The 21994-nt window shown below is 72.9% G+C and carries 24 protein-coding genes, 2 tRNA genes and 1 other RNA gene; 8 read left to right on the top strand and 19 right to left on the bottom strand.

All coding sequences use genetic code 11. The features are described 5' to 3' along the window. Positions 1–55 precede the first annotated feature (55 nt). Positions 56–292, top strand: a complete 237-nt coding sequence (locus tag ACPU2J_RS16510; protein WP_420080301.1) for a hypothetical protein — start codon at positions 56–58, stop codon at positions 290–292. Positions 293–345: 53 nt separating this feature from the next. Here the strand turns inward: ACPU2J_RS16510 and ACPU2J_RS16505 are convergent, their stop codons facing one another. The 10 genes from ACPU2J_RS16505 to ACPU2J_RS16460 all read right to left on the bottom strand — a co-directional run bounded on the left by ACPU2J_RS16505 (position 346) and on the right by ACPU2J_RS16460 (position 7309). Beyond that, entirely contained in the window at positions 346–1149 is an 804-nt protein-coding gene (locus ACPU2J_RS16505) for a hypothetical protein (protein WP_423833517.1), read from the bottom strand. A 114-nt stretch (positions 1150–1263) separates the two neighbouring features. Continuing rightward, on the bottom strand, positions 1264–2106 hold the full coding sequence (locus ACPU2J_RS16500; RefSeq protein ID WP_361590122.1) for an RNA polymerase sigma factor SigF: 843 nt from the start codon (positions 2104–2106) through the stop codon (positions 1264–1266). 230 nt (positions 2107–2336) lie between these two features. Next, positions 2337–3326 (bottom strand): SigB/SigF/SigG family RNA polymerase sigma factor, encoded by a 990-nt coding sequence (locus tag ACPU2J_RS16495; protein ID WP_423833516.1) that lies wholly within the window; start codon positions 3324–3326, stop codon positions 2337–2339. 228 nt (positions 3327–3554) lie between these two features. Next, positions 3555–3716: a hypothetical protein gene (locus tag ACPU2J_RS16490; protein WP_167344740.1), complete on the bottom strand. Its 162-nt coding sequence runs from the start codon at positions 3714–3716 to the stop codon at positions 3555–3557. 343 nt (positions 3717–4059) lie between these two features. After that, the gene (locus tag ACPU2J_RS16485; RefSeq protein ID WP_365076744.1) at positions 4060–4389 is read right to left on the bottom strand and encodes a hypothetical protein; all 330 of its coding nucleotides are present in this window, start codon (positions 4387–4389) and stop codon (positions 4060–4062) included. Positions 4390–4483: 94 nt separating this feature from the next. Further along, a tRNA-Ser gene (locus ACPU2J_RS16480) sits at positions 4484–4568 on the bottom strand. 89 nt (positions 4569–4657) lie between these two features. Continuing rightward, entirely contained in the window at positions 4658–5086 is a 429-nt protein-coding gene (gene tadA / locus ACPU2J_RS16475; protein WP_423834974.1) for a tRNA adenosine(34) deaminase TadA, read from the bottom strand. A 59-nt stretch (positions 5087–5145) separates the two neighbouring features. After that, a complete protein-coding gene (locus ACPU2J_RS16470; RefSeq protein ID WP_361590128.1) occupies positions 5146–5688 on the bottom strand; it encodes a hypothetical protein in 543 nt (180 codons plus the stop codon). 361 nt (positions 5689–6049) lie between these two features. Then, the gene (locus ACPU2J_RS16465; RefSeq protein ID WP_361590131.1) at positions 6050–6229 is read right to left on the bottom strand and encodes a hypothetical protein; all 180 of its coding nucleotides are present in this window, start codon (positions 6227–6229) and stop codon (positions 6050–6052) included. Positions 6230–6367: 138 nt separating this feature from the next. Next, positions 6368–7309 carry a universal stress protein gene (locus ACPU2J_RS16460; RefSeq protein ID WP_423833515.1) on the bottom strand — a complete coding sequence of 314 codons (942 nt, stop codon included), beginning with the start codon at positions 7307–7309 and terminating at the stop codon, positions 6368–6370. A 164-nt stretch (positions 7310–7473) separates the two neighbouring features. Here ACPU2J_RS16460 and upp point away from each other — a divergent pair, with 164 nt between their 5' ends. Next, positions 7474–8109: a uracil phosphoribosyltransferase gene (upp, locus tag ACPU2J_RS16455; protein WP_030647077.1), complete on the top strand. Its 636-nt coding sequence runs from the start codon at positions 7474–7476 to the stop codon at positions 8107–8109. Positions 8110–8159: 50 nt separating this feature from the next. Here upp and ACPU2J_RS16450 read toward each other — a convergent pair whose 3' ends face one another. Next, positions 8160–8831, bottom strand: a complete 672-nt coding sequence (locus tag ACPU2J_RS16450; protein ID WP_423833514.1) for a LytR C-terminal domain-containing protein — start codon at positions 8829–8831, stop codon at positions 8160–8162. Between the two features lie 92 nt (positions 8832–8923). After that, entirely contained in the window at positions 8924–9220 is a 297-nt protein-coding gene (locus ACPU2J_RS16445) for a type II toxin-antitoxin system VapB family antitoxin (protein WP_008740979.1), read from the bottom strand. 88 nt (positions 9221–9308) lie between these two features. Here ACPU2J_RS16445 and ACPU2J_RS16440 point away from each other — a divergent pair, with 88 nt between their 5' ends. Together ACPU2J_RS16440 and opcA are read left to right on the top strand one after the other, a co-directional pair. After that, a complete protein-coding gene (locus ACPU2J_RS16440; RefSeq protein WP_423833513.1) occupies positions 9309–11009 on the top strand; it encodes a helicase HerA-like domain-containing protein in 1701 nt (566 codons plus the stop codon). Positions 11010–11133: 124 nt separating this feature from the next. After that, a complete protein-coding gene (opcA, locus tag ACPU2J_RS16435; protein WP_423833512.1) occupies positions 11134–12066 on the top strand; it encodes a glucose-6-phosphate dehydrogenase assembly protein OpcA in 933 nt (310 codons plus the stop codon). Here the strand turns inward: opcA and ACPU2J_RS16430 are convergent. Both ACPU2J_RS16430 and ACPU2J_RS16425 read right to left on the bottom strand, forming a co-directional pair. Then, complete coding sequence (locus ACPU2J_RS16430; RefSeq protein WP_423833511.1) at positions 12015–12488, bottom strand: cupin domain-containing protein; 474 nt, start codon at positions 12486–12488, stop codon at positions 12015–12017. The two genes, opcA and ACPU2J_RS16430, sit on opposite strands and share 52 nt — an antisense overlap. An 86-nt stretch (positions 12489–12574) precedes the next feature. Next, positions 12575–13180 (bottom strand): HhH-GPD-type base excision DNA repair protein, encoded by a 606-nt coding sequence (locus tag ACPU2J_RS16425; protein WP_365076759.1) that lies wholly within the window; start codon positions 13178–13180, stop codon positions 12575–12577. Between the two features lie 121 nt (positions 13181–13301). On the opposite strand from ACPU2J_RS16425, the gene ACPU2J_RS16420 reads away from it, so the two are divergent. Together ACPU2J_RS16420 and ACPU2J_RS16415 are read left to right on the top strand one after the other, a co-directional pair. Beyond that, positions 13302–14114, top strand: a complete 813-nt coding sequence (locus tag ACPU2J_RS16420; protein ID WP_420080309.1) for a VOC family protein — start codon at positions 13302–13304, stop codon at positions 14112–14114. Positions 14115–14281: 167 nt separating this feature from the next. Continuing rightward, the gene (locus ACPU2J_RS16415) at positions 14282–15754 is read left to right on the top strand and encodes a serine hydrolase domain-containing protein (RefSeq protein ID WP_423833510.1); all 1473 of its coding nucleotides are present in this window, start codon (positions 14282–14284) and stop codon (positions 15752–15754) included. A gap of 115 nt (positions 15755–15869) precedes the next feature. On the opposite strand, the gene ACPU2J_RS16410 is transcribed toward ACPU2J_RS16415, so the two are convergent. The 5 genes from ACPU2J_RS16410 to ACPU2J_RS16390 all read right to left on the bottom strand — a co-directional run bounded on the left by ACPU2J_RS16410 (position 15870) and on the right by ACPU2J_RS16390 (position 19424). Further along, on the bottom strand, positions 15870–16292 hold the full coding sequence (locus tag ACPU2J_RS16410; RefSeq protein WP_046777528.1) for a PIN domain nuclease: 423 nt from the start codon (positions 16290–16292) through the stop codon (positions 15870–15872). After that, the gene (locus ACPU2J_RS16405) at positions 16289–16504 is read right to left on the bottom strand and encodes a type II toxin-antitoxin system VapB family antitoxin (RefSeq protein WP_046777527.1); all 216 of its coding nucleotides are present in this window, start codon (positions 16502–16504) and stop codon (positions 16289–16291) included. The genes ACPU2J_RS16410 and ACPU2J_RS16405 overlap by 4 nt, the downstream gene beginning before the upstream one ends. Before the next feature lie 122 nt (positions 16505–16626). Next, positions 16627–17613, bottom strand: coding sequence for a helicase-associated domain-containing protein (locus ACPU2J_RS16400; protein WP_423833509.1), 987 nt, complete (start codon positions 17611–17613; stop codon positions 16627–16629). Next, on the bottom strand, positions 17603–19057 hold the full coding sequence (locus tag ACPU2J_RS16395) for a hypothetical protein (RefSeq protein WP_423833508.1): 1455 nt from the start codon (positions 19055–19057) through the stop codon (positions 17603–17605). Before ACPU2J_RS16395 ends, ACPU2J_RS16400 begins: the two co-directional genes overlap by 11 nt. Positions 19058–19339: 282 nt before the next feature. Next, positions 19340–19424: transfer RNA gene (locus ACPU2J_RS16390), tRNA-Ser, on the bottom strand. A gap of 132 nt (positions 19425–19556) precedes the next feature. Here ACPU2J_RS16390 and ffs point away from each other — a divergent pair. Beyond that, positions 19557–19651, top strand: an RNA gene (gene ffs / locus ACPU2J_RS16385) — signal recognition particle sRNA small type. Between the two features lie 64 nt (positions 19652–19715). Beyond that, positions 19716–21941, top strand: coding sequence for a DNA polymerase III subunit gamma and tau (locus ACPU2J_RS16380; protein WP_420080313.1), 2226 nt, complete (start codon positions 19716–19718; stop codon positions 21939–21941). Positions 21942–21994 lie beyond the last annotated feature (53 nt).

The following is a 21994-nucleotide window of genomic DNA, read 5'->3' as shown; positions in this document are numbered from 1 at the left end:
GAATCCAGGGGGTGAGGCGGTAAAGGAATCGGAAAACCGGCTAGGGTCCTGCTCCATGGCTGACAACCGCAACGCACAGACCCCCGAGGGCAACCACGACCCCGCGGGCAGCACCCAGATGTTCCGGGCGTTCGTCGAGGAGGCCGCGCCGGCCCGCCAGGCGGGCCCGGGGGCCCGGCAGCAGCGCCGCGCCGAGCGCCAGGCCACGGGATCCGGCTCTGCCGCGAAGATCGGCCTGGCCGTCGCGCTCCTGCTGGTGATCGCCGTGGCGGCCTGGCTCGTCCTGCGCTGACGGCCTGCCCCGGGCCTGCCTGCGATCCGCCTGACGGCCCGCCCCGCGCGGCCTCAACTCCAGGTGGCGGTGACCGCGCGGGTGTCCACGTGCATGCCCAGCGGCACTCGCCAGGCCTCCACGCACACGGTGTAGGTCTGCGTCTTCGAGGCCCTGCCCGCGAGCGGGACCGGGAGCGGCTGCCTCGTGGTGATCGTCGCCCAGTCGATGCCGAGGGCGCCGATGATGTGGGTGGCGAAGCTGACCGTGCCCGAACGGGCCGCGGTGGTACCGGTGTTGGTGAAGGTCACGGTGACCCGCTCGCACCAGCGGTCGGCCGCGGCGGACCGGGTGGGCGCCGACACTGTGAGCCGCGCCGGGGTGGCCGGCGGGGCCGGGGGCTTCGTGCCCGGGCCGGGGCCGGTGGGAGGTCCGGTCGGGTCCACCGGGGCAGTGGGGCCCGTCGGCGGGCCGGACGTGCCCGGTGTGCCGGGAGTGCCGGGAGCGCCAGGGGTTCCGGGTGCTCCCGGGGTGGTACGGCCCGCTCCCGCCGGAGCCCCGGGGGTGTTCGCGGAGCCGCCGGGGGGTGTGCTCGTCGCTCCGCCCGGTGCGGGGCCGCCCGCGGGTGCGGATCCCGGCGGGCCGGCCGACGTACCGGACGAACCTGGTCCGCCCGCCGCGGCCGGGTCGCCGAGCTGCTGGAACTCCACGCCCGCCTGCGGTGCGACGTTGTCGCCCGCGTCCCGTTCGGGCCCGGGCGCCGCCGCTCCCGCGGCCGCGTACCCTTCGCGCGCCGGGCCGCCGCAGCCGACGAGGCCGGCCGTGGCCGTGCAGCACAGGGCGAGCAGAGCGGTGGCCGCGCGCGATCCCTTTCGCATCGCGCCAGTGTTCCTGACGGCCCGTCAATTGGGAAGCGTCCGGCAGCGTCCGGCACCGGATCGCCCCGGCGGGCGACCCGGCGGGCGATCCGGCGGGGCGATCCGGTCTCCGCCTCAGTCCCCGATCAGGCCCACGCGCAGCTGCGCCAGGGTGCGGGTCAGCAGCCGGGAGACGTGCATCTGGGAGATGCCGACCTCCTCGCCGATCTGCGACTGCGTCATGTTCGCGAAGAAGCGCAGCATGATGATCTGCCGCTCCCGGGGCGGGAGTTTGGCGAGCAGCGGCTTCAGGGACTCGCGGTACTCGACGCCCTCCAGCGCGGTGTCCTCGTAGCCGAGGCGGTCCGCCAGTGAGCCCTCGCCGCCCTCGTCCTCGGGGGAGGGCGAGTCGAGCGAGGACGCGGTGTAGGCGTTCCCGACGGCGAGGCCGTCGACGACGTCCTCCTCCGAGACCCCGAGCACGGCGGCGAGCTCCGGTACGGTCGGCGAGCGGTCGAGCTTCTGGGCGAGCTCGTCGCTGGCCTTGGTGAGCGCCAGGCGCAGTTCCTGGAGCCGGCGCGGGACGCGCACGGACCAGGAGGTGTCCCTAAAGAATCGTTTGATCTCGCCCACGACGGTCGGCATGGCGAACGTCGGGAACTCCACGCCGCGTTCGCAGTCGAAGCGGTCGATCGCCTTGATCAGGCCGATGGTTCCGACCTGGACGATGTCCTCCATGGGCTCGTTGCGGCTGCGGAAGCGGGCGGCCGCGTAGCGCACGAGGGGGAGGTTCAGCTCGATCAGGGTGTCGCGTACGTAGGCCCGTTCGGGGCTGTCCGCGTCCAGGGTGGCAAGTCGCTGGAAGAGCGAGCGGGAGAGGGTGCGGGTGTCGATGGCTTCCGAGCGGTCGGACACGGCCGGCGGCGTCACGGGCTTTACGAGCGTGAGCACCTTGGAGCTGCCCTGGTCTACGGACATGCCACCCCCTTGAGGTCGCGGACGGTCGCGTACGGCGCGCCCGTCGGAGGAACGCAGCTTCCACCTGAATACCGGAGGCGGGGCCGCGGCAAACGCGGTTCACGCAGAATGTCACATGTCGGCAACACGCTGTAGCGCCATGTCGACATATAGCTCCGGCGACAGAAGGGGGCAGAACGTGATCAGCCCGTTCTGTCGGGAAACGCGTGATTGATCTACACCCGATCCGGTTACGCCTCGATCCTGTTTGCGGATCTCAGACGGGCGAAGCTCCGGGCGAGGAGTCGCGAGACGTGCATCTGGGAGACCCCCAGCTCGGCGCTGATCTGCGACTGCGTCAGATTGTTGTAGTACCGCAGGAGCAGGATCCGTTGCTCGCGCTCGGGCAGTTGTACGAGGAGATGGCGCACGAGGTCGCGGTGCTCGACCCCGGCCAGCTCCGGGTCCTCGTAGCCGAGGCGGTCCAGCAGTCCGGGCATGCCGTCGCCCTCCTGCGCGGCCTCCAGTGAGGTCGCGTGGTAGCTGCGCCCGGCCTCGATGCAGGACAGCACCTCGTCCTCGGTGATGCGCAGCCGCTCGGCGATCTCGGCGGTGGTCGGGGTGCGGCCGTGGAGGGTGGTCAGGTCCTCGGTGGCGGCGTTGACCTGCACCCACAGCTCGTGCAGGCGGCGCGGCACGTGGACGGTGCGCACGTTGTCGCGGAAGTACCGCTTGATCTCGCCGACGACGGTCGGCATGGCGAAGGTCGGGAACTGCACGCCGCGGTCGGGGTCGAACCGGTCGATCGCGTTGATCAGGCCGATCGTCCCGACCTGGACCACGTCCTCCATCGGCTCGTTCCGGCTGCGGAAGCGGGCGGCCGCGTACCGGACGAGGGGAAGGTTGGCCTCGATGAGGGCGCCGCGCACCCGTGCGTGCTCGCCGGTGCCCGGCTCCAGGTCCTTCAGCTGCCCGAAGAGCACCTGCGTGAGGGCCCGGGTGTCCGCACCCCGGCTCGAGGGTCGCGGGGCGGCGGGGGGCTGCTCGGCGGGCTCCTGATGGGGTGCGGCGGGCGAGGGGTCCGGTAGGGGGGCCTCGCGGGCGGCCGTACCGCCCGCCGGGTGGGACCCGGTGCCGGAGGCACTGTCCGACGCCTCGCGGGCGGCCGGGCCGGAGGTACGGCGGGAGCTCTGGCGCGACTCCTGCTGGGTCGGTACCTGGGGGTCCTGCTGGGGCGGCACTTGAGGTGCAGTACTGGCCGGCACGGTCACGCCACCCCTTCGGTCAACTCATCCGTAAAAAGCGGTCATAGCATCACAAGAGATGCGCACTGTGTGCAAGCACCGTATAGCTCCGTGTTGAGGGCAAGTTGGGCATATCGGGGCATTATGCCTGGCGGTGGGTACGCAAAAAGCCCCCCACCCGTCGGAGTGGAGGGCCGGATGTCCGGAACCGCTTCGGCGTACGGGTCAGCGCACCAGTTCGGTTATGAACTCGCCGATGCCGGAGGCCGCGTCCGATATCCCCTGGAAGCCTATTTCCACGATCTCGGCAGCCCGCTTCGGCTGGGTGATGATCACGAAGAGGGCGAAGACGGTGAGGGCACCCGTGATGAGTTTCTTGGTGTCCACGTGCGGGCGGCCTCCCCAACCGGTCCTTGCAAGTCGGGTGAGTCTAACCGGTCAGGAATGGTCACTCACCTGACCTTTAAGGACCAATGACCCGGTCCTACGGGCCTTTTGCCGCACGGTCGGAGGCCGGGCCGGGGTCAGGATGGAGAGGAGCCCACCGGTTCTGGCAGGAAACCGGTGGGTGAGGGACAGGGCCTCACTGCGGGGTCCGGGCCGCGAGCTTCCCCCTGACTGCGGCGCGGACCGGCGGGTCCGTCCTCGTCGGGGGAAGCGGCCGTGTCCCCCCGTGGTCGCTTCCCCCGCCCCACGCTCGAAGGCTCCGACCCCGGTCGGGGCCTTTCGGCTATTCCAGGCCGCCGGCCAGGTCGGCGATGGGCTGTACGGGCGCGATCACGGGCGCCAGCTGGTTGGGGAGTTCCATCAGCGCGTTGAGCTGGTTCGCGCCCTCGCTGAGCTTCGAGCCGATCTCCTGGACCGAGGTGGGCTGGGCCCCGGCGGGCATTCCGGGCGCGGCCGCCGGCAGGTCGGGGAGGGTGAGCGGGGAGATCGGTGCCGTGTCGGCCGAGGCGGCGGGCGCGGCGAGGCCCGCGGCGGCCCCCGCGAGGGCGAAGGCGGCGAGGATGCGCTGGGTCTTGGTCATGCCGTGACAACGGCCGAGGGGGCGGGCGGTCACGCGGATGTCCTCCGGAGAGGCGAGGGGGAAGCCGAGACCTCCGAGGGGAACGCCGAGAGCCCCGACCCTTGCGGGGCGGGGCTCTCGGTCGAAGCGGTAGTGGAGGGATTTGAACCCCCGATGGGTTGCCCCATACTCGCTTTCGAGGCGAGCTCCTTCGGCCACTCGGACACACTACCGAGATGGATCCTAGCCTAAGGAACCCCATCCGCCGAAATCGGCGCCCGCAGGGGTGTCCCCCAAGGCCCCGCGGCCGTCCGGCGCCTGCTCAGAGATCGCGGAAGAAGTCCGTCAGCTGCCGCGCGCACTCCTCGCCGAGGACGCCGCGCACCACCTCGGGCCGGTGGTTGAGCCGGCGGTCCCGTACGAGGTCCCACAGCGATCCGGCCGCGCCCGCCTTCTCGTCGTCCGCCCCGTAGACGACCCGCGCGACCCGTGACTGCACGAGCGCACCCGCGCACATCACGCACGGCTCCAGGGTGACCACGAGGGTGCACCCCGGGAGCCGCCATTCCCCGAGCCTGGCGGCGGCCCGGCGCAGTGCCACCACCTCGGCGTGCGCGGTGGGGTCGCCGGTCGCCTCGCGTTCGTTGTGCCCGGTGGCGAGGAGCTTCCCGTCCGGGCCCAGCACGACGGCGCCGACCGGCACGTCGCCGGCCGGCACCGCCCGGGCGGCCTCCTGGAGCGCCAGGCGCATGGAGTCCCGCCACGGGTCCCGTACGGGGTCGACGGGATCGCCGGTGTTCGTGGTGAGCACTAGCGGACGGCCTCCAGGACCTCGGTGGCGCCGAGGGACTCGGCGATCTCCGAGAGGGCGTCCCCGTCCAGTGTCATCAGTTGTCGGTTGGGCACCCCGAGGTCGTCCAGCAGCCGGGGGTCACCGAGAGGTCCGGCCGGTGCCGGTTCCGTACCGGTCCCGCCCTCTCCCTCGTCGTCCTCGTCGTGGTAGGCGGATGCGGCCTCCTCCTCGCCGTCCTCGGTGCCGTCCAGGTCCAGCTCGTCGAGTTCGTCGTCCTCCTCGTCGCTGCCGAGCAGCTCTGTGGTCAGCATCGAGCCGTAGGAGCTGCGGGCGGCCGCGGCGGCGTTCGACACGAAGTACCGCGGGTCCTCCTCGCCGTCCACGCGGACGACGCCGAACCAGGCGTCCTCCTGCTCGATGAGGGCGACCACCGTGTCGTCGTCGACAGCGGCGGACCGGGCGAGATCGATCAGATCACTGAGGGACTCGACGTCGTCGAGTTCCATGTCGCTCGCTTCCCACCCGTCTTCGGTGCGCGCGAGCAGTGCGGCGAAATACACCGTGACTCTCCCACTGGTCTTAGGCGTGCCGGTTGGAGGTCCCCCCGGCCGGAGGTCGGGACGGAACGGCCGTGCTGCTGGCCGCCCTGCCCCGCCCAATCGGCATCGTGGCAGAAACAGCGGCTTTGCGAGAGGTCTTCCGCGCTTGCGTCGTGCCGTGCCGTCCTCCGCCGGGGCCGGTACGGGGTTGTGGCGACGGGGCGTTCCGCGGTGGCGGGGGCCGTGCCGGTTGCCCTGCGGGCCGCTCGTGTCGCGGTGGCGGACGGGTGCCGCCGGGGTGGTGGTGCGGGCCGCCGGCGAGGCGCGCGCGGCGCGGTCCGGGCGGCGGAGAGGCGGGGTGCCGCCGGCGGGGAGAGAGGTGTCACCAGCGGAAGGTGCGCATGCGCATCTGCTGGCGCATACGCGCCGCGCGGGCCCGGCGCGGCTGTACGCGGTCGCGCAGCTCGCGCGCCTCCATCAGGTCGCGGAGGAACTGCGCGCGGCGCGCTCGGCGCTGCGCCGCAGTCTCCGGAGCGTCGTCGCTCGGCTGCGTGTCGGGCATCAGCCACCACCCTGGGCTGGTCGGTCGTTCCCCCTGGCACCCACCTTCCCTCGGACGGACCGTTTGATGCCACCCCCTTGCAGGTCAGGCGGGTGCGGTCGGGCGGGGGCGGATGCGGGCGGATGCGAGCGGGGCCGGTCAGTCGTCGTCGCGCAGGGTCGGGACGATCGCCACGGGTCCGTGCGCGTGGTGCAGGACGGCGTGGGCGACGGAGCCGATCTGGAACGACATGGCGGTCCGCCGGGGGTGGTGGCGGCCCACGACGACCAGGGCCGCGGAGGCGGAGGCGGTGACCAGCCGGCCGGCCGCGTCGCCGGGCACCGCCGCCTGCTCGACGGGCACGTCCGGATACCGCCCGCGGAACGGGGCCAGGCGCCGGGTCTGGGCCCGCAGCATCTCCCGTTCGGCGGGCACCCCGTCCCCCTCGTCGGCGAGCCCCTCGGGCGGGATCACCGCGAAGGGGGTGTCGACCATCAGCGCCGGGGCGGGCGGGACGGCGTACGCGGACACCACCTGGACGGTGGTCCCCCGCACGGCCGCCTCGGTGAAGGCGTGGACCACCACGTCGTCGGGGGTCTCGGAGACGTGCAGCCCCAGCACCACGCGCCCGGCGGACTCCTCGGCGGCGTCCGCGCCGGCGCCGCGGTCGGCGTGCGGGACGACGACCACCGGGCAGGGCGCCGTCGCCGTGACGGCCCTGCTGTTCGAGCCGAGCAGCAGGGCCTTGAAGCCGCCGCGGCCCCGTGAGCCCATCACGAGCATCCGGCCGCGCGCGCCGATCACGCGCAGGGCTTCGGGCACCGATCCCTCCAGCGCCTCGTAGACCACGCCCTCGGGCAGTTCCCGGCCGCCGCCGAGCGCGGTCCGGATCCACGCGTGCACGGGGTCGGCGATCTCCTCCGGCTCCGTGCGGTCGTGCAACGAGGCCCGGCGCCCCGCGTACAACTGGGCGTGGTCGGGCAGCACATGCGCGACCAGCAGTCCGGTGCGGTGCCGTGCGGCCTCGGCGCTCGCCCACTCCAGGGCCTTGAGGCTGTGCTCGGACCCGTCGACGGCTGCGATGACCGGTGCGTGGCTCATCCGTCCAGCGTGCTGGGCGTCCGCGCGGGGCGCATCCGCAGGACGGTCGTGGGCGTGGCCGGGTCCGGGGACGCGCGGGGGGTGCTCCAGCGCGTAGCCTTTTGGGTGCAGGTCGCGTCGTGCGGCCGTTTTTGCCGGTCGCAGGCTGAGTTTTGGAGGATGTTGTGCGTTTGCAGGTCGTCGATCACCCCTTGGTGGCGCACAAACTCACCACCCTGCGCGACAAGCGCACCGATTCCGCCACCTTCCGGCGGCTGGCCGACGAGCTGGTGACCCTGCTCGCGTACGAGGCCACCCGGGACGTGCGCACCGAGCAGGCCGACATCGAGACCCCGGTGGCCCCGACCACGGGCGTGAAGCTCTCGGCGCCCCGGCCGCTGATCGTCCCGATCCTGCGGGCCGGCCTCGGCATGCTCGACGGCATGGTGCGGCTGCTGCCGACCGCCGAGGTGGGCTTCATGGGCATGGTCCGCAACGAGGAGACCCTGGAGGCCTCCACGTACGCGACCCGCATGCCGGAGGACCTCTCCGGCCGCCAGGTCTACGTCGTGGACCCGATGCTCGCCACCGGCGGCACGCTGGTCGCGGCGATCCAGGAACTGATCAAGCGCGGCGCCGACGACGTCACGGCCGTGGTGCTGCTGGCCGCGCCCGAGGGCGTCGAGGTCATGGAGCGCGACCTGGCGGGCACGCCCGTGACGGTCGTGACGGCCGCGGTGGACGAGCGGCTCAACGAGCACGGCTACATCGTGCCGGGCCTGGGCGACGCGGGTGACCGGATGTACGGCTCGGCGGAGTAGCCGCCGACGGCCCGGCGCGTCCGCCGGGCCGGGGGCTCAGGCCGGGGGGTTCAGCACTTGCCGGCGGGCGCGGGCGCGGGGTTGGCCAGCAGGGCCAGCGCCTTGTCCGCGTCCTCCTTCGTGCTGAGCTCCTTGAAGGCGTCGCCCAGGATCAGGTCGATGTCCGCGGTCTCGCGGGTGTCGGTCTGCTGGGTGGTGCCGGGGAGCTGGGTGCCGAGCACGGCGTAGGCGGCCTTGTCGGTGGCCGGGGAGCCCAGCAGTATCCCCGTGCCGGGGACCTTCTTGTCGAAGTCCGGCGGCGCGTTGCCGACCTTGCCGACGACGAAGCCGCGTTTGGCGAGCTCGTCGCCGACGGCCTTGGCCAGGCCCGCGCGGGCGGTCGCGTTGTAGACGTTGACCGTGATCGTGCCCGGCGCGGGCAGGACCACGGCCGGTTTGGCGGCCGCGGACGCCGTGGCGGCGGCCGGGGCGCCCTTGGCGGCGGAGTCGGGGGCTTTCGTCGGGCAGTCCTTGGCACCCGCAGCCGTGTTCCGTTTCGGGCCGTCGCCCCGGAACACGTCGATGAGCTGCAGTGCCCCGTAGCCGACCAGGGCCAGGGCGAGGACCGAGCCGAGCACGGCGAGGACGATCCGGGGCCGGCTCCGCTTACGGCTCATGCGGGGGTAGGCCGTCCCCGTGACGCGGTACTTTCCGCCCATGCCGGGGGGAGTGAGCATGCTCATGGGCGCAGCGTAGTGCGACCCGGTGGCGATGCCTACTAAATGATCTGCTGATAGGTCAATGGCGACCCGAAAGGCGCAATCTACGCGAAGCGTCAGTCCATCTCGAGGACGCGGGCGTGCAGCACCTGGCGCTGCTGCAGGGCCGCGCGGACGGCGCGGTGCAGCCCGTCCTCCAGGTAGAGGTCGCCCTGCCACTTCACGACGTGGGCGAAGAGGTCGCCGTAGAAGGTGGAGTCCTCGGCGAGCAGCGTTTCGAGGTCCAGCTGGCCCTTGGTCGTCACGAGCTGGTCGAGCCGGACCGGGCGCGGCGCGACGTCCGCCCACTGCCGGGTGGTTTCCCTGCCGTGGTCGGGGTACGGCCGCCCGCTTCCGATGCGCTTGAAGATCACACGGAAAGCCTACCGGGCCCGTGCCTGCGGGCGCAGCCTCGTACGGGCGGTGCAAAAGTGGCGAACAGTGCTATTTGGGGAGTGATCCATGAGCGAGAGCACGGACCCTGCCGTTCCGCAGACCGGTACGGATGCCGCATTCCGGACGGATACGGTGGGCGAGGTGGCCGCGACGGATGCGGCGGGCGCCACCGCCACCCCGGCCCCGGTCGACCCCGCGGACCCCGCCGGGCAGATCGCCGCCGGGTACGCCTTCACCGGCCCCGCGCTCGATCTGGGAGCCCTGCTCTGGGACGGCAGCTGCCTGCCCGACCGTCAGATCCGCATTCCGCTCGCGATGCTGAACCGGCACGGACTGGTCGCCGGAGCCACCGGCACCGGGAAGACCAAGACGCTCCAGCTGATCGCCGAGCAGCTGTCGGCGAACGGCGTCCCGGTCTTCCTCGCCGACGTCAAGGGGGACGTCTCCGGGATCACCGCCCCCGGCACCCCCGGCGAGAAGACCGCCCAGCGCGCCCGGGACGTGGCCCAGGAGTGGGAGCCGGCCGGATGCCCCGGCGAGTTCTACTCGCTGGGCGGGATCGGCCCCGGCATCCCGGTCCGCTCGACCGTCACCAGCTTCGGCCCGGTGCTGATGTCGAAGGTGCTCCAGCTCAACCAGACGCAGGAGCAGTCCCTCGGCCTGATCTTCCACTACGCCGACACCAAGGGCCTGGAGCTGGTCGACCTCAAGGACCTGCGGGCCGTCGTCGCCTTCCTCGTCTCCGACCGGGGCAAGCCCGAACTCAAGGGCATCGGCGGGCTGTCCACCGTGACCGCCGGGGTGATCCTGCGGGCGCTGACCGCCTTCGAGACCCAGGGGGCCGCGGAGTTCTTCGGCGAGCCCGAATTCGACACCAGCGAGTTCCTGCGGACCGCCGCCGACGGCCGCGGAGTGGTCTCCCTCCTCGAACTGCCCGCCGTGCAGGACAAGCCGCAGCTCTTCTCCACCTTCCTGATGTGGCTGCTGGCCGACCTCTACAACGACCTGCCCGAGGTCGGCGACCTCGACAAGCCCAAGCTCGTCTTCTTCTTCGACGAGGCCCACCTGCTCTTCAACGGCGCCTCCAAGGCCTTCCTCACGTCGATCACCCAGACCGTGCGCCTGATCCGCTCCAAGGGCGTCGGCGTCTTCTTCGTGACGCAGACCCCCAAGGACGTGCCCGCCGACGTGCTCGCCCAGCTCGGCAACCGGGTCCAGCACGCGCTGCGCGCCTACACCCCCGACGACGCCAAGGCGCTGAAGGCCACCGTGAAGACCTTCCCCCGCTCCGCCTACGACCTGGAGGAGCTCCTCACCGGCCTGGGCACCGGAGAGGCCGTCGTCACCGTCCTCAGCGAGAACGGCGCCCCCACCCCCGTCGCGGCGACCCGGCTGCGCGCCCCGCAGTCGCTGATGGGGCCGATCCCGGAGCCCGACCTGGACCGCGCCGTGAAGTCCTCGCTGTTGTACGCGCGCTACGCGGAGCCGGTCGACCGCGAGTCGGCGTACGAGAGGATCAGCGCCGAACAGGCGGCGGCCGAGGCCGAGGCGGAGGCCGCCGCCGCGGCCGCCGAGGAGGAGAAGCGGGCCAAGGCGGAGCAGAAGGAGGCGGAGCGGGCGGCGCGCGGCGCCCCGAAGCCGGATCCGTCGCTGGCGGAGCAGGTGGTGGGCAGCGGGCTGTTCCGCTCGCTGGCCCGGTCGATCGGGACCCAGCTGGGCCGGGAGATCTCCCGCTCGATCTTCGGTACCGCCCGCCGGCGGCGCTGATTCGCGGGACGGTGCCGGGGCGCGGGTCGGTGCCGGGGCGCGGGACCGCGTACGCCGCGCGCTCCAGGCGGAATCCAGCGCACCGGGTGCCCGGACCGGAGGCGGCGCTGACAGACTCGGGCCCATGCGGACCGAACTCACCGACACCACGTCCAGCAAGGTCAACCGGGCCCTGCTGCAAGCCCGCCGGGCCATAGGCAGCCCCACGATGGGGCTCGTCCTGACGCTCGTCGTCGTCACCGACGAGGAGAACGCCTACGACGCCGTGCGCGCCGCCTCCGAGGCCGCGCGCGAGCACCCCTGCCGGATCATCGCGGTCATCAAGCGGGTCTCGCGCGGCCCGCACAAGCTCCGCCAGGACCGGGTGGACGCCGAACTGCGGGTCGGCTCGGACGCCGGGGCCGGCGAGCTCGTGCTGCTGCGCCTGCACGGCGCGCTCACCGAGCAGGCCGGGTCGGTCGTCCTGCCGCTGCTGGTGCCGGACGCCCCCGTCGTGGCGTGGTGGCCGGCCGACGCCCCCGCGGACCTCGCGGGCGACCCGCTGGGCGCCCTCGCGCAGCGCCGGATCACCGACGCGGTCGCCGCCTTCGACCCGATCGGCGTCCTCGACGAGCGGGCGGCGGGCTACCAGCCCGGCGACACCGATCTGGCGTGGACCCGGCTGACGCCGTGGCGCGCGCTGCTGGCCGCGGCCCTCGACCAGCTGCCGCTGCCGGTGACCGGGGCGTCGGTGGAGAGCGAGCCGGAGAACCCCAGCGCCGAACTGCTGGCGCGCTGGCTGGAGGACCGGCTGGGCGTCCCGGTGGCCCGGGTGGCGACCGAGGGCCCCGTGATCACCGGGGTGGGGCTGCAGACCGCGGGCGGGGAGATCCGCGTCGACCGGCCCGGGGGGTCGCTGGCCACCCTGCGCCTGCCGGGCAGCCCCGACCGCAAGGTGGCCCTGAAGATCCGCAGCGGCGTCGAACTGATCGCCGAGGAGCTGCGCCGCCTGGACGCGGACATGGTCTACGGCTCCGCGCTGCGGCGGCGGCCGCTCCAGACGGCGCTCTCGGCGTAGTGGTTGTCGTAGGCCGCCGAGCTGTCCCTGATGTCCCGCACGGTGGCCTCGCCCGCGTGGACCCGGCCGAGCAGGCGGTAGTAGTCGAAGCGGCCCATGCCGGGCGTGAAGCTGACGAACACGCTCGCGGTGTGCCCGGCCGCGGGGGCGAAGGCGTGCGTGACGCCCGGCGGGACGGCGATGAAGTCGCCGGTGCCCAGGGTGTGGATCTCGTCGCCGACGAGGACGTCGAGCCGGCCGGCGGTGACGTGGAAGAACTCGGTGGCCCGGGTGTGGAAGTGCACCGGGGCGCCCGCCGCGCCCTCGTCGAAGGCGGCGGTGTTGCAGGTGAGCTCGGCGGTGTCGGTGAGGAGCGTGATCAGGCTGCCGGGGGCGTCCTGCACGGCTTCGGCGGTGGCGGCGCGGACCGCGATCTCTGTCATGTCCTCCAACCTAGGAGCCCGAAAGACCGGTCGCAGGGGTCAATCGGAGCCCGGTACGGCCGGTCAATCCGCGGTCGGACCGCTGGTCAGGAGCCGCTGCCCGCGGCCTTGGCGGCCTTCGCCGCCGCCTTCATCTCCTGTTTGTGGGCCCGCACCTTGGCCAGGGACTCCGGCCCGGTGATGTCCGCCGCCGAGCGGTAGACGTTCGCCTGGCCGTAGCCGCCCGCGGCCTCCCGCCAGCCCGTCGGCCGCACCCCGAACCGCTTGCCCAGCAGGGCGAGGAAGATCTGGGCCTTCTGCTCGCCGAAGCCGGGCAGTGCCTTGAGGCGCTTCAGCAGCTCCTTCCCGGTCGCGGCGTCGGCCCAGACGGCCTCGGCGTCGCCGTCGTAGTGCTCCACCAGGTAGGCGCACAGCTGCTGGATCCGGGTGGCCATCGACCCCGGATAGCGGTGCACGGCGGGCTTCTCGGAGAGCAGGGCGGCGAAGGCCTCCGGGTCGTACGCGGCGATGGCGTGCGCGTCGAGGTCCTCCGAGCCCAGCCGTTGGGCGATCGTCCACGGCCCGGAGAACGCCCACTCCATCGGCACCTGCTGGTCCAGCAGCATCCCGACCAGCGCGGCGAGCGGGCTCCGGCCGAGGAGAGCGTCGGCCTCCGGCTGCTGGGCCAGCCGGATGGTGATGTCCTTGTCCATGGCTCCAGCCTCCCGCGCGGGTGCGCTCCCCGCGCGGGAGGCACACCGCGCACCTAGCGTGAGTACGAGTACGAGTACGCGTACTCGTGCGAACCGGTCAGCCGTGAGGAGTCGATAGACGATGCAGGAGTTCCCCGAGGGCGCACCGTGCTGGGTGGACGCGATGTTCCGGGACGTGGAGGCGGCCAAGACCTTCTACGGCGACGTGCTGGGCTGGACCTTCGGAGAGTCCAGCAGCGAGTACGGCAACTACACGCAGGCCTACTCGGACGGCAAGGCCGTCGCGGCCGTCGTCCCGCCGATGCCGGGGGCCGACGCCCCCTCGCAGTGGTGCCTGTACTTCGCCTCGCCGGACGCGGCGGCCACGGCGGGCAAGGTCACCGCGCACGGGGGCGAGGTCCTGATGGGCCCGATGCAGGTGGGCTCCTTCGGCACGATGCTGATCGCGAAGGAGCCCAGCGGGGCGGTCTTCGGGGTCTGGCAGCCCGGTGAGCACAAGGGCTTCGAGAAGACGGGCGAGGCCGGCGCGTACGCCTGGGCGGAGGTCTTCACCCGTGACCCGGCGGCGGCGGACTCCTTCCTCCCGCAGGTCTTCCCGTACGGCTCCCGGCAGATGGAGCCGGGCAGCGATCCGGACGCGCCGGACATGGACTTCAAGGTGTTCAGCGTCGGCGGCCCGGACAACCCGGTGCTCGGGCGGATGAAGATGGACGACGACTTCCCGCCGGACCTGCCGCCGTACATCCAGGTCTACTTCGCGGTCCCGGACTGCGACGAGGCGGTCGCCAAGACCCAGCAGCACGGCGGCAAGCTGCACTTCGGCCCGATGGACAGCCCGTTCGGCCGCTTCGCGGCGGTCGCGGACCAGCAGGGCGCGGCGTTCGCGGTGATCGACCTGTCGACGACCACGGGCGAGATGCCGACCTTCGGCTGAGGAACGGCGGCCGCGGCCGCGGCCACGGCCGCGGCGAGGCTGCGGGGCAGAGACCCGGCCCGGATGCCGGGCCGGGTCTCAGCGGTGTGTCAGCGGTGTGTCAGGCCGTGCGGGCATCGTCCTGTCCGTCGAGAGCGACGGCAGGACGACGACCCGAGGAGGGGCCCATGAGCAGCAGCAACGGCAACCGGATCACCCAGGCGGCGCTGGCCGCGTTCGTCGCGGGCAGGGCCGCCGAGCTGGGGATCCCGGGGGTCGCCGTCGGGGTGTGGGCGGGCGGCCGGGAGTTCCACGCCTGCCACGGCGTGACCGGCGGGGCCGACCCGCGGCCGGTGGACCGGGACACGGTGTTCCAGGTGGGGTCCGTCACGAAGACGTACACGGCGACCGCGCTGATGCAGCTGGTCGCGGACGGGCTGGTGGAGCTGGACGCGCCGGTGCGCCGCTACGTGCCGGAACTGGTGCTCGCGGACGAACGGGCCGCGGCCGGGATCACGGTGCTGCAGCTGCTCAACCACACCGCGGGCCTGGACTGGAACGTCATCGCCGACACCGGCGCGGGCGACGACGCCCTGGCGCTCTTCGTGGCGAGGATGGCGGACCTGGCACTGATCGGGGAGCCGGGTGCCCGGGCCTCGTACAGCCAGGCGGGGTTCAACCTGGCCGGGAGGATCGTCGAGAAGGTGACCGGCCTCCCCTACGAGCAGGCGGTGACCGAGCTGGTCCTCGTCCCGCTGGGCCTGACGCGCACCGGCTTCGACCTCGCCGGCCCGGGCGGTGGCGGCCGGGCGACCGGCCACAACCTGGCCGAGGACGGCACGCTGACCGCCGCCGCGGACGACTGGGCGGTCGGCCGCGGGGACCGGCCGGGCGGCGGTCTGCTGTCCTCGGTCCGCGACCAGCTCCGCTGGGCCCGCTTCCACCTCGGGGACGGCCGCGCGCCGGGCGGCGAGCTCGTCCTGCCCGCGGGAGAGCTGGAACGGATGCGCCGGCCGACGGTCCCGCTGCGGGCGAGCGCGCTCGGTGACGCCTTCGGGATCTGCTGGTTCCTGCGCGAGGTGGACGGCGCGGCGACGGTCGGGCACGGCGGTTCGGCGAACGGGCAGTTCGCCGACCTGCTGATCGTGCCGGAGCACGACTTCGCCGTCGTCACACTCGCCAACTCCGCGCCGCACGGCGGCCCCTTCAACCAGGAGGTCGTCCGCTGGGCGCTGGAGCACGGTCCCGGCCTCGTGGACCGGGACCCGGAGCCGCTGCCCCACGACCCGGCCCGGTCCGCCGCGGTCGCCGGCCGGTACGACATCGACGCGCTGACGCTGGTCATCGCCGCCGACGAGGAGCGGATGACGCTGGAGGTCGGGATCAAGCCGGAGATCCGGGCGGCCTCGGACACCGAGATGCCCGCGGACTACCCGGCGGAGTCCATCGGCCTGCTGCCGGGGGACGGGGACGAGTACATCGTGACCAGCGGCGGCCTGCGCGGGCAGCGCGGCTTCTTCACCCGCGACGGCGACGGCGCGGTGACCGGCGTCGACCTGGCCGGCCGCCTCTTCACCCGCGTACCGAGCCCGACCCCGGCAGAGGGGTTGCCCCCAACACGCTTTCCACATGTTCGTACGGGGGTCCGGCGGGGGCCGTAGACGTCCTGAACTGCGGCGGAGCGTTCGCGGTAGCCCCGTCCGGACGGGTCCGGACAGGTGTGAACGAGACCAGAAGTGAGACTACGAACAGAGCAGAGCGCGGCCTCCTCCCGCCTTACTTGCCGGTGTCCGGTCCGTACCACTGAAGGGCCTGGCCGGTGACCGCCGCGATGCATTCGAAGTCGCGGTCGCAGTGCAGGAGCGTCAGCCCTTGCAGTTCCGCCGTAGCGGCCACGACCAGATCCACGGCTCCAGCGCTGCGGTGCTGTCCTCGCTTGGTGAGCGCTTCCTGTACCTGCCAGGCGCGGTCGTAGGCGCGGTCATCGACCGGCACCCATCCGAACAGCAGGCGCATGTCCTCGATGCCTTGGGCGCGGTCTGCCGCGGAGCGGGCGCTGTAGAAGAATTCGAGCTCCGTGATCGGGCACGTCGCGATGAGCCCGGCGGCGGCTGCCTGGTCCCAGCCGAACTGCTCGGCGTCGGTGCGCATGAAGCGTGCCAGGGCGCTGGTGTCGATCAGGAACTGCGCGGCGTTCACCGACGGTAATCGCCCTTCTCCTGGAAGAGCTCCAGGTCGAAGGCGCCGTCGGCGGAGGCCGCGCGCAGTCGGGCGAGTGCGAGCGCCCTCCGCCGGTTTTCGAGTACCTCGCGCAGCGCGGTGTTGACCGTCTCTTTCTTGGTGCTGGTGCCGAGTGCTCGGGCGACATCGGCCAGCAGCTCGTCGTCGAGGTCGATCACGGTCCGACTCATCGGGCATCCCTCCTGATATCACCTGTGCCATCAAATATATCTCGATGGATGACTGGTGTCCCGGCTTTCCTCGGGAAGTGATGCCGCCGCTCCTCGGCGTGGGCGTACGCCAGGTCGTCTGCCTACGCCGGCATGACACTGTGGATACGGGAAAGCGTGAAGACGCGTTCGGCGTCGCGCAGGTGGCACCACGCTTCCAGGTAGGGCGGGTCGAGTTCGAGGCGGCCGAGGGTGCGCACGGTGCGGCTGCCCGAGGCGGCGACGTACTCGACGGCGATGGCCGTGCCCGTGTCGATGGCGTGGGCGAGCTGGCGGACGTCTGTGTACGTCAGCTGCTTTGCGTATCCGGCGACGATCTCCTCGGTGTCCGTGCCGAAGGGGACTCCGTTGCCGGACGGGTCGGGCTTCGGAGCGGTCGGCGGGGTGGCCAGCAGCCGGACCGCCAGGCCGAACGAGCCGACTGCGGCAGGCTCCTTCGCCGTCCGGTGTGCTGAGCGTCCGGTGCCGGCCCTCGTGGTGGCCTTCCGAGGGGCAGGAACGGCGGCGGCCCGTCGAGGCGGCACCTTCTCGATGCGTACGGTTCCGTCCGCGGCCTCGGCGACGGGCGCATAGCCCTGGTTCCGGAGCGCGGCGAGGGTCTTGTCGGGCGGGCTGCCGCTGACGAGCACCGTCGGGGCGAGCTGCCGCAGTCCGAGCGCCGCGAGTGCCTGGTGGGCGGCCAGCTCGGCCAGGAGCGCGGGCTCGGCGCTGTGGATGACGCAGGCGGCGGGGGCGATGCGCATACGGCCGTGACGACGGGCGGCGTCGGCGATGAGATAGGACAGGGGCTGCGGCAGGGGGCCGTCGGCGACGGCGGTCAGCTCGGCCGAGATCTCGTCCGAAGCGCGACCGGTGTCCAGGGCGCGGCGGACACTGTCGGCACTGAAGCGCCATACCGAGGCCGTGCCGCTGGTCTCCCGGTCGGCGGTCGAATCCAGGAGCTCGGCCAGGCGTGCGGAGGGCGTACCGGTGACGATGGCGGTGAGGTCGCCACCGAACCGGGCCGTTCTCGTGGCCTCCGGCAGCAGCCGTCGACATGCGACGGCCAGTTCCTCCCGGTCACCGGTCACCGGTCACCAGGGCCGCACCGAGCCGGGAGAGTGCGCCTCGGGCGAAGACGCCCGTCAGCTCGGCCTCGCGGACCGCTGCGGCGCAGGGCGTCTTGTCGTGGAAGGACAGATGAGCGAGCGGACGGTGCCAGGCGACGAGCGGACCCAGATCGGTGCCGACCTGCACACCCTGACCCTCCGGAAGCGCGGTCGCCGCTGCGAGCAGCCCGCGCCTGGCCTGCAGGCAGGCGCTGCAGCGAGGAGCTCCGGCCACGGCAGGAAGCGACTTGTTGTCCTCGTCGCGGGACTGCGAGGGAGTGAACTGCAGGTTCCACCATGCGTGAAGCAGGTCGGCGAACTGCGCTGCCGGTTCCTGCGCCACCCAGGTGTCGTATACCGCGGTGGGTGCGACGCGGTCGCCGTCGGCGGCCAGCAACCCTACCGAGTGGGCGCTCTCCAGGGTGATGCGTACCACCGCGTCATCGGCCTGCGCGGCTTTGCCGATCCGCCCCAGTTCACGCGCGCCGATCCCGCCGGACTTCAGCCGGGCCGGTGGAGCAGCCGAGCAGGCCGACAGGACCGAGGCGGCGTGGGCGGCGAACGCCGTGGCCGCCGCTGCTGCTTCCCGTTCCACCTCCACCGCGGGGACGGGCACCAGCTCCGCCACCGGCGGTACGGGGTCGAACGGCGCACGCCAGTCCGGCCCGCGCAGCGCGAGCGTCACTTCGGCGGGCATGCGGGCGGGCCCGTATCCGTGGCGGTTGCGGATCAGGAACCCCCTGTCCAGGGCCCATCGCTCACCCGGCTGGACATCGGCCGTGGGGGCTTCGAACACGGCGAATTCCGTGTGGTGTGGTGCGGACTTCGCCCGTCGCTCCAGCAGCTGCCGGGCGGCCGAAGGGGCCTTCGCGATCACTGCGGCGACGCGCTGCGGATCGCCATGGTGTTCCAGGACGGCGGCCGTGCGCTGCTGCCTGGTGCCGGGCGGCTTGGTGCCCAGTGCCACGAGCATGCCGCGCAGCTCCTCGGAGGTCACGCCTTCCAGCAGCTCCTCCAGCGGTGCGTCCAGCCCGAGAGGCGCGTCCCACGCCTGCCGCAAGGGGGCGGCCATGTGGAGGTTCCCGTCGCCGTCCGGCCAGACCAGTGCGTGATCGGCCAGAGCCTCCAGCACGGCGTCCAGTTCCCGAGCGGCAGTGGGCGCCGTCGCTCCCAGTGCCCTCGCCAGAGCGCCGCGCGACTGGGATGCTCCCAAGGCGGCCAGGGCCTCGGCCACTTGGAGGCAGGGCAGCGGCAACTGTGGCAGGACGAGCGCCACCGAGCCGGGCCGCAGAAGACGTTCCGCCGACTCCTCCATGGAACGTGGCTCCGGTGGCGCCACGGCGTCCTTCCGTATCCCGAGTACGCGCGACAGCCGTGGGGCGTCGAGGCCGGCCAGCCAGGCCGTCAGCGTGGATCGGGACGCCATGGGGGAACACCTCGCGAGGCCGGGAGGCACGGCTGGGGACCGGAGCGGCCCCGAGCGGAGCCAAGATTCGCGCATTCGATGGGTCCATCGTCGCCACTCGGTGGGGAGTTCACCCGCAGAGGGCGGGCTGTCGACGCGGCTGGAGTGCGGGCGATCCTGTCGCGCCGTACGAGATGTCGTGAATGCCCGAGATGAACGAGAATGGAACTGAGAGCAGAACATGCCGAAGAACCCGGCCGCTGAAGCGGTCCGGGTTCTTCGTTTCGCCTGTTCAGGCGGCTGCGGAGGATACGAGATTCGAACTCGTGAGGGGTTGCCCCCAACACGCTTTCCAAGCGTGCGCCCTAGGCCTCTAGGCGAATCCTCCGCCGCAAACAATACAAGACGTCGAGGGGTGCTCGCGAACGTGATCGTCCGGAGGGGTTCCGCCGGGGTCCGGAGCGGGAGCCGGGGCGGGGGCGGGGTCGATTCCGGGGGCCGGGATCCGCTAGGGTGGAGCCCAGCCCCTCACGTGGCGCTATCTCACCCAACTCCCCCAGGGCCGGAAGGCAGCAAGGGTAAGTGGGCTCTGGCGGGTGCGTGGGGGGCCCTTTGCGTTCCGGGGTGCTGTGGCGCCGGCGGGCCGCCGTTGTCGGCGGGCCCGGATAACCTCGTAGACGTGTCGTCCCTTGCGCTGTACCGCCGCTACCGCCCCGAGTCGTTCGCCGAGGTCATCGGTCAGGAGCATGTCACTGCACCCCTGATGCAGGCCCTGCGGAACAACCGGGTCAATCACGCGTACCTGTTCAGCGGGCCGCGCGGGTGTGGAAAGACCACCAGCGCGCGCATCCTCGCGCGCTGCCTCAACTGTGAGCAGGGTCCCACTCCCACGCCCTGCGGGGAGTGCCAGTCCTGCCGCGACCTGGCCAGGAACGGCCCGGGGTCCATCGACGTCATCGAGATCGACGCCGCCTCGCACGGTGGTGTGGACGACGCCCGCGACCTGCGCGAGAAGGCCTTCTTCGGCCCCGCGTCCAGCCGCTACAAGATCTACATCATCGACGAGGCCCACATGGTCACCTCGGCGGGCTTCAACGCCCTGCTGAAGGTGGTCGAGGAGCCTCCGGAGCACCTCAAGTTCATCTTCGCCACCACCGAGCCGGAGAAGGTGATCGGGACCATCCGGTCCAGGACCCACCACTACCCCTTCCGGCTGGTTCCGCCCGGCACCCTGCGGGAGTACCTGGGCGAGGTCTGCGGACGCGAGGGCGCCCGGGTCGAGGACGGTGTGCTGCCGCTCGTCGTCCGCGCCGGCGCCGGGTCCGTGCGTGACTCGATGTCCGTCATGGACCAGCTTCTCGCCGGTGCCGGTGAGGAGGGTGTGACGTATGCCATGGCCACCTCCCTGCTCGGCTACACCGACGGTTCGCTGCTCGACTCCGTCGTCGACGCCTTCGCCGCCGGGGACGGCGCGGCCGCCTTCGGGGTCGTCGACCGGGTGGTGGAGGGCGGCAACGACCCCCGCCGGTTCGTCGCCGACCTGCTGGAGCGGCTGCGCGACCTGGTCATCCTGGCCGCCGTCCCGGACGCCGGGGAGAAGGGGCTGATCGACGCCCCCGCCGACGTCGTGGAGCGGATGCAGGCCCAGGCCTCGGTGTTCGGGGCCGCCGAGCTGTCCCGCGCGGCCGACCTGGTCAACGAGGGCCTCACCGAGATGCGCGGCGCGACCTCCCCGAGGCTGCAGCTGGAGCTGATCTGCGCCCGCGTGCTGCTGCCCGCCGCCTTCGACGACGAGCGGTCCGTCCAGGCCCGGCTCGACCGGCTGGAGCGCAGCGGCGCCGCGGCCTTCGCCGCCGTGGCGCAGGCCCCGGCGGGCCCCGCCATGGGCTACGTCCCCGGGCCCGAGGCGCACGCCATGGCGCCGGCCGGTCCCGGCGGGGGCCCCGCCGCCGCGCGGGCCGCCGTGAACGCCCCCTCCGCGCCCCCGGCCCCGGCGCCCTCCGCGCCCGCGCCCTCCGCACCTGCGCCCGCACCCGCGGCGTCCGCTCCGGCGCCCGCCCCGGCCGCGGCCCCCGAGCCCGTCCAGGCGGCGCCCGCCCCCGCCGCGCCCCAGGCCCCGGCCGCCCCGGTGCCCGGCGCCTGGCCCGGAGCCGCCCAGCCCGGCAGCGGTGCCCCCGCGGCCCGGCCCGCCGCCACCGCGCCCGCCCCCGGCGCCTGGCCCAGTGCGGCCGCGCCGGGCCAGGGGGTGCCCGCCCCCGCGGCCCAGCCCGCCGCCCCGGCCCCGGTCTCCGCCCCCGCGTCCGCCGCGGCCCCTGCGCCCGCCCCCTCCCCCGGCATGGCCGCGGGTGCCGGACAGGTCCAGGCCATGTGGCCGAACGTCCTGGAGGCCGTCAAGAACCGCCGCCGCTTCACCTGGATCCTGCTCAGCCAGAACGCGCAGGTCACCGGCTTCGACGGGACCACCCTCCAGCTCGGCTTCCCCAACGTCGGCGCCCGCGACAACTTCGCGAGCAGCGGCAGCGAGGACGTGCTCAAGGCGGTCCTCGCCGAGCAGTTCCAGGTCCACTGGAAGATCGACGCGGTCGTCGGCGCGGGAGCCCCGGCCCCCGTGGCCCCGTACGGCGGTCCCGCCGCGCCCGCCTACACCCCGCCGCCGGCCGCCCCGCCGGCCCCGGCTCCGCAGGCGCCCGCCCCGTCGTACCAGCCGCAGCAGCAGTCCCCGGCGCCCCAGCAGTCCGCGCCCGCCCCGCAGCCGCCGGTGCAGCAGGCGCCCCCGCCGGTCGCCCCCGAGGACGACTTCGCCGAGGACGACGACCCCGATCTGGTCGAGAGCGCCCTGACGGGCCACGACCTGATCGTGAGGGAGCTCGGGGCCACCGTTGTGGAGGAATATACGAACGAGTGAGCGCGCGCAGTTGGGTGGCCGCACGAAGCCGCGCCCGCCGTCCGGGCTAGGCT

The sequence above is a fragment of the Streptomyces manipurensis genome (assembly GCF_049570255.1).
Taxonomy (GTDB): domain Bacteria; phylum Actinomycetota; class Actinomycetes; order Streptomycetales; family Streptomycetaceae; genus Streptomyces; species Streptomyces manipurensis.
The sequence above is the reverse complement of the archived record's forward strand: the minus strand, read 5'-3'. Positions and strand labels throughout refer to the sequence as shown.

Coding starts and splice junctions, on each gene's coding strand:
- ACPU2J_RS16405 (WP_046777527.1), bottom strand. CDS start 16,504: ATGAGTCGGACCGTGATCGACCTCGACGACGAGCTGCTGGCCGATGTC.
- opcA (WP_423833512.1), top strand. CDS start 11,134: ATGCGGACCGAACTCACCGACACCACGTCCAGCAAGGTCAACCGGGCC.
- ACPU2J_RS16505 (WP_423833517.1), bottom strand. CDS start 1,149: ATGCGAAAGGGATCGCGCGCGGCCACCGCTCTGCTCGCCCTGTGCTGC.
- ACPU2J_RS16430 (WP_423833511.1), bottom strand. CDS start 12,488: ATGACAGAGATCGCGGTCCGCGCCGCCACCGCCGAAGCCGTGCAGGAC.
- ACPU2J_RS16415 (WP_423833510.1), top strand. CDS start 14,282: ATGAGCAGCAGCAACGGCAACCGGATCACCCAGGCGGCGCTGGCCGCG.
- ACPU2J_RS16425 (WP_365076759.1), bottom strand. CDS start 13,180: ATGGACAAGGACATCACCATCCGGCTGGCCCAGCAGCCGGAGGCCGAC.
- ACPU2J_RS16460 (WP_423833515.1), bottom strand. CDS start 7,309: ATGAGCCACGCACCGGTCATCGCAGCCGTCGACGGGTCCGAGCACAGC.
- ACPU2J_RS16440 (WP_423833513.1), top strand. CDS start 9,309: ATGAGCGAGAGCACGGACCCTGCCGTTCCGCAGACCGGTACGGATGCC.
- ACPU2J_RS16465 (WP_361590131.1), bottom strand. CDS start 6,229: ATGCCCGACACGCAGCCGAGCGACGACGCTCCGGAGACTGCGGCGCAG.
- tadA (WP_423834974.1), bottom strand. CDS start 5,086: ATGCGCCTGGCGCTCCAGGAGGCCGCCCGGGCGGTGCCGGCCGGCGAC.
- ACPU2J_RS16450 (WP_423833514.1), bottom strand. CDS start 8,831: ATGAGCATGCTCACTCCCCCCGGCATGGGCGGAAAGTACCGCGTCACG.
- ACPU2J_RS16510 (WP_420080301.1), top strand. CDS start 56: ATGGCTGACAACCGCAACGCACAGACCCCCGAGGGCAACCACGACCCC.
- ACPU2J_RS16500 (WP_361590122.1), bottom strand. CDS start 2,106: ATGTCCGTAGACCAGGGCAGCTCCAAGGTGCTCACGCTCGTAAAGCCC.
- ACPU2J_RS16395 (WP_423833508.1), bottom strand. CDS start 19,057: ATGGCGTCCCGATCCACGCTGACGGCCTGGCTGGCCGGCCTCGACGCC.
- ACPU2J_RS16420 (WP_420080309.1), top strand. CDS start 13,302: ATGCAGGAGTTCCCCGAGGGCGCACCGTGCTGGGTGGACGCGATGTTC.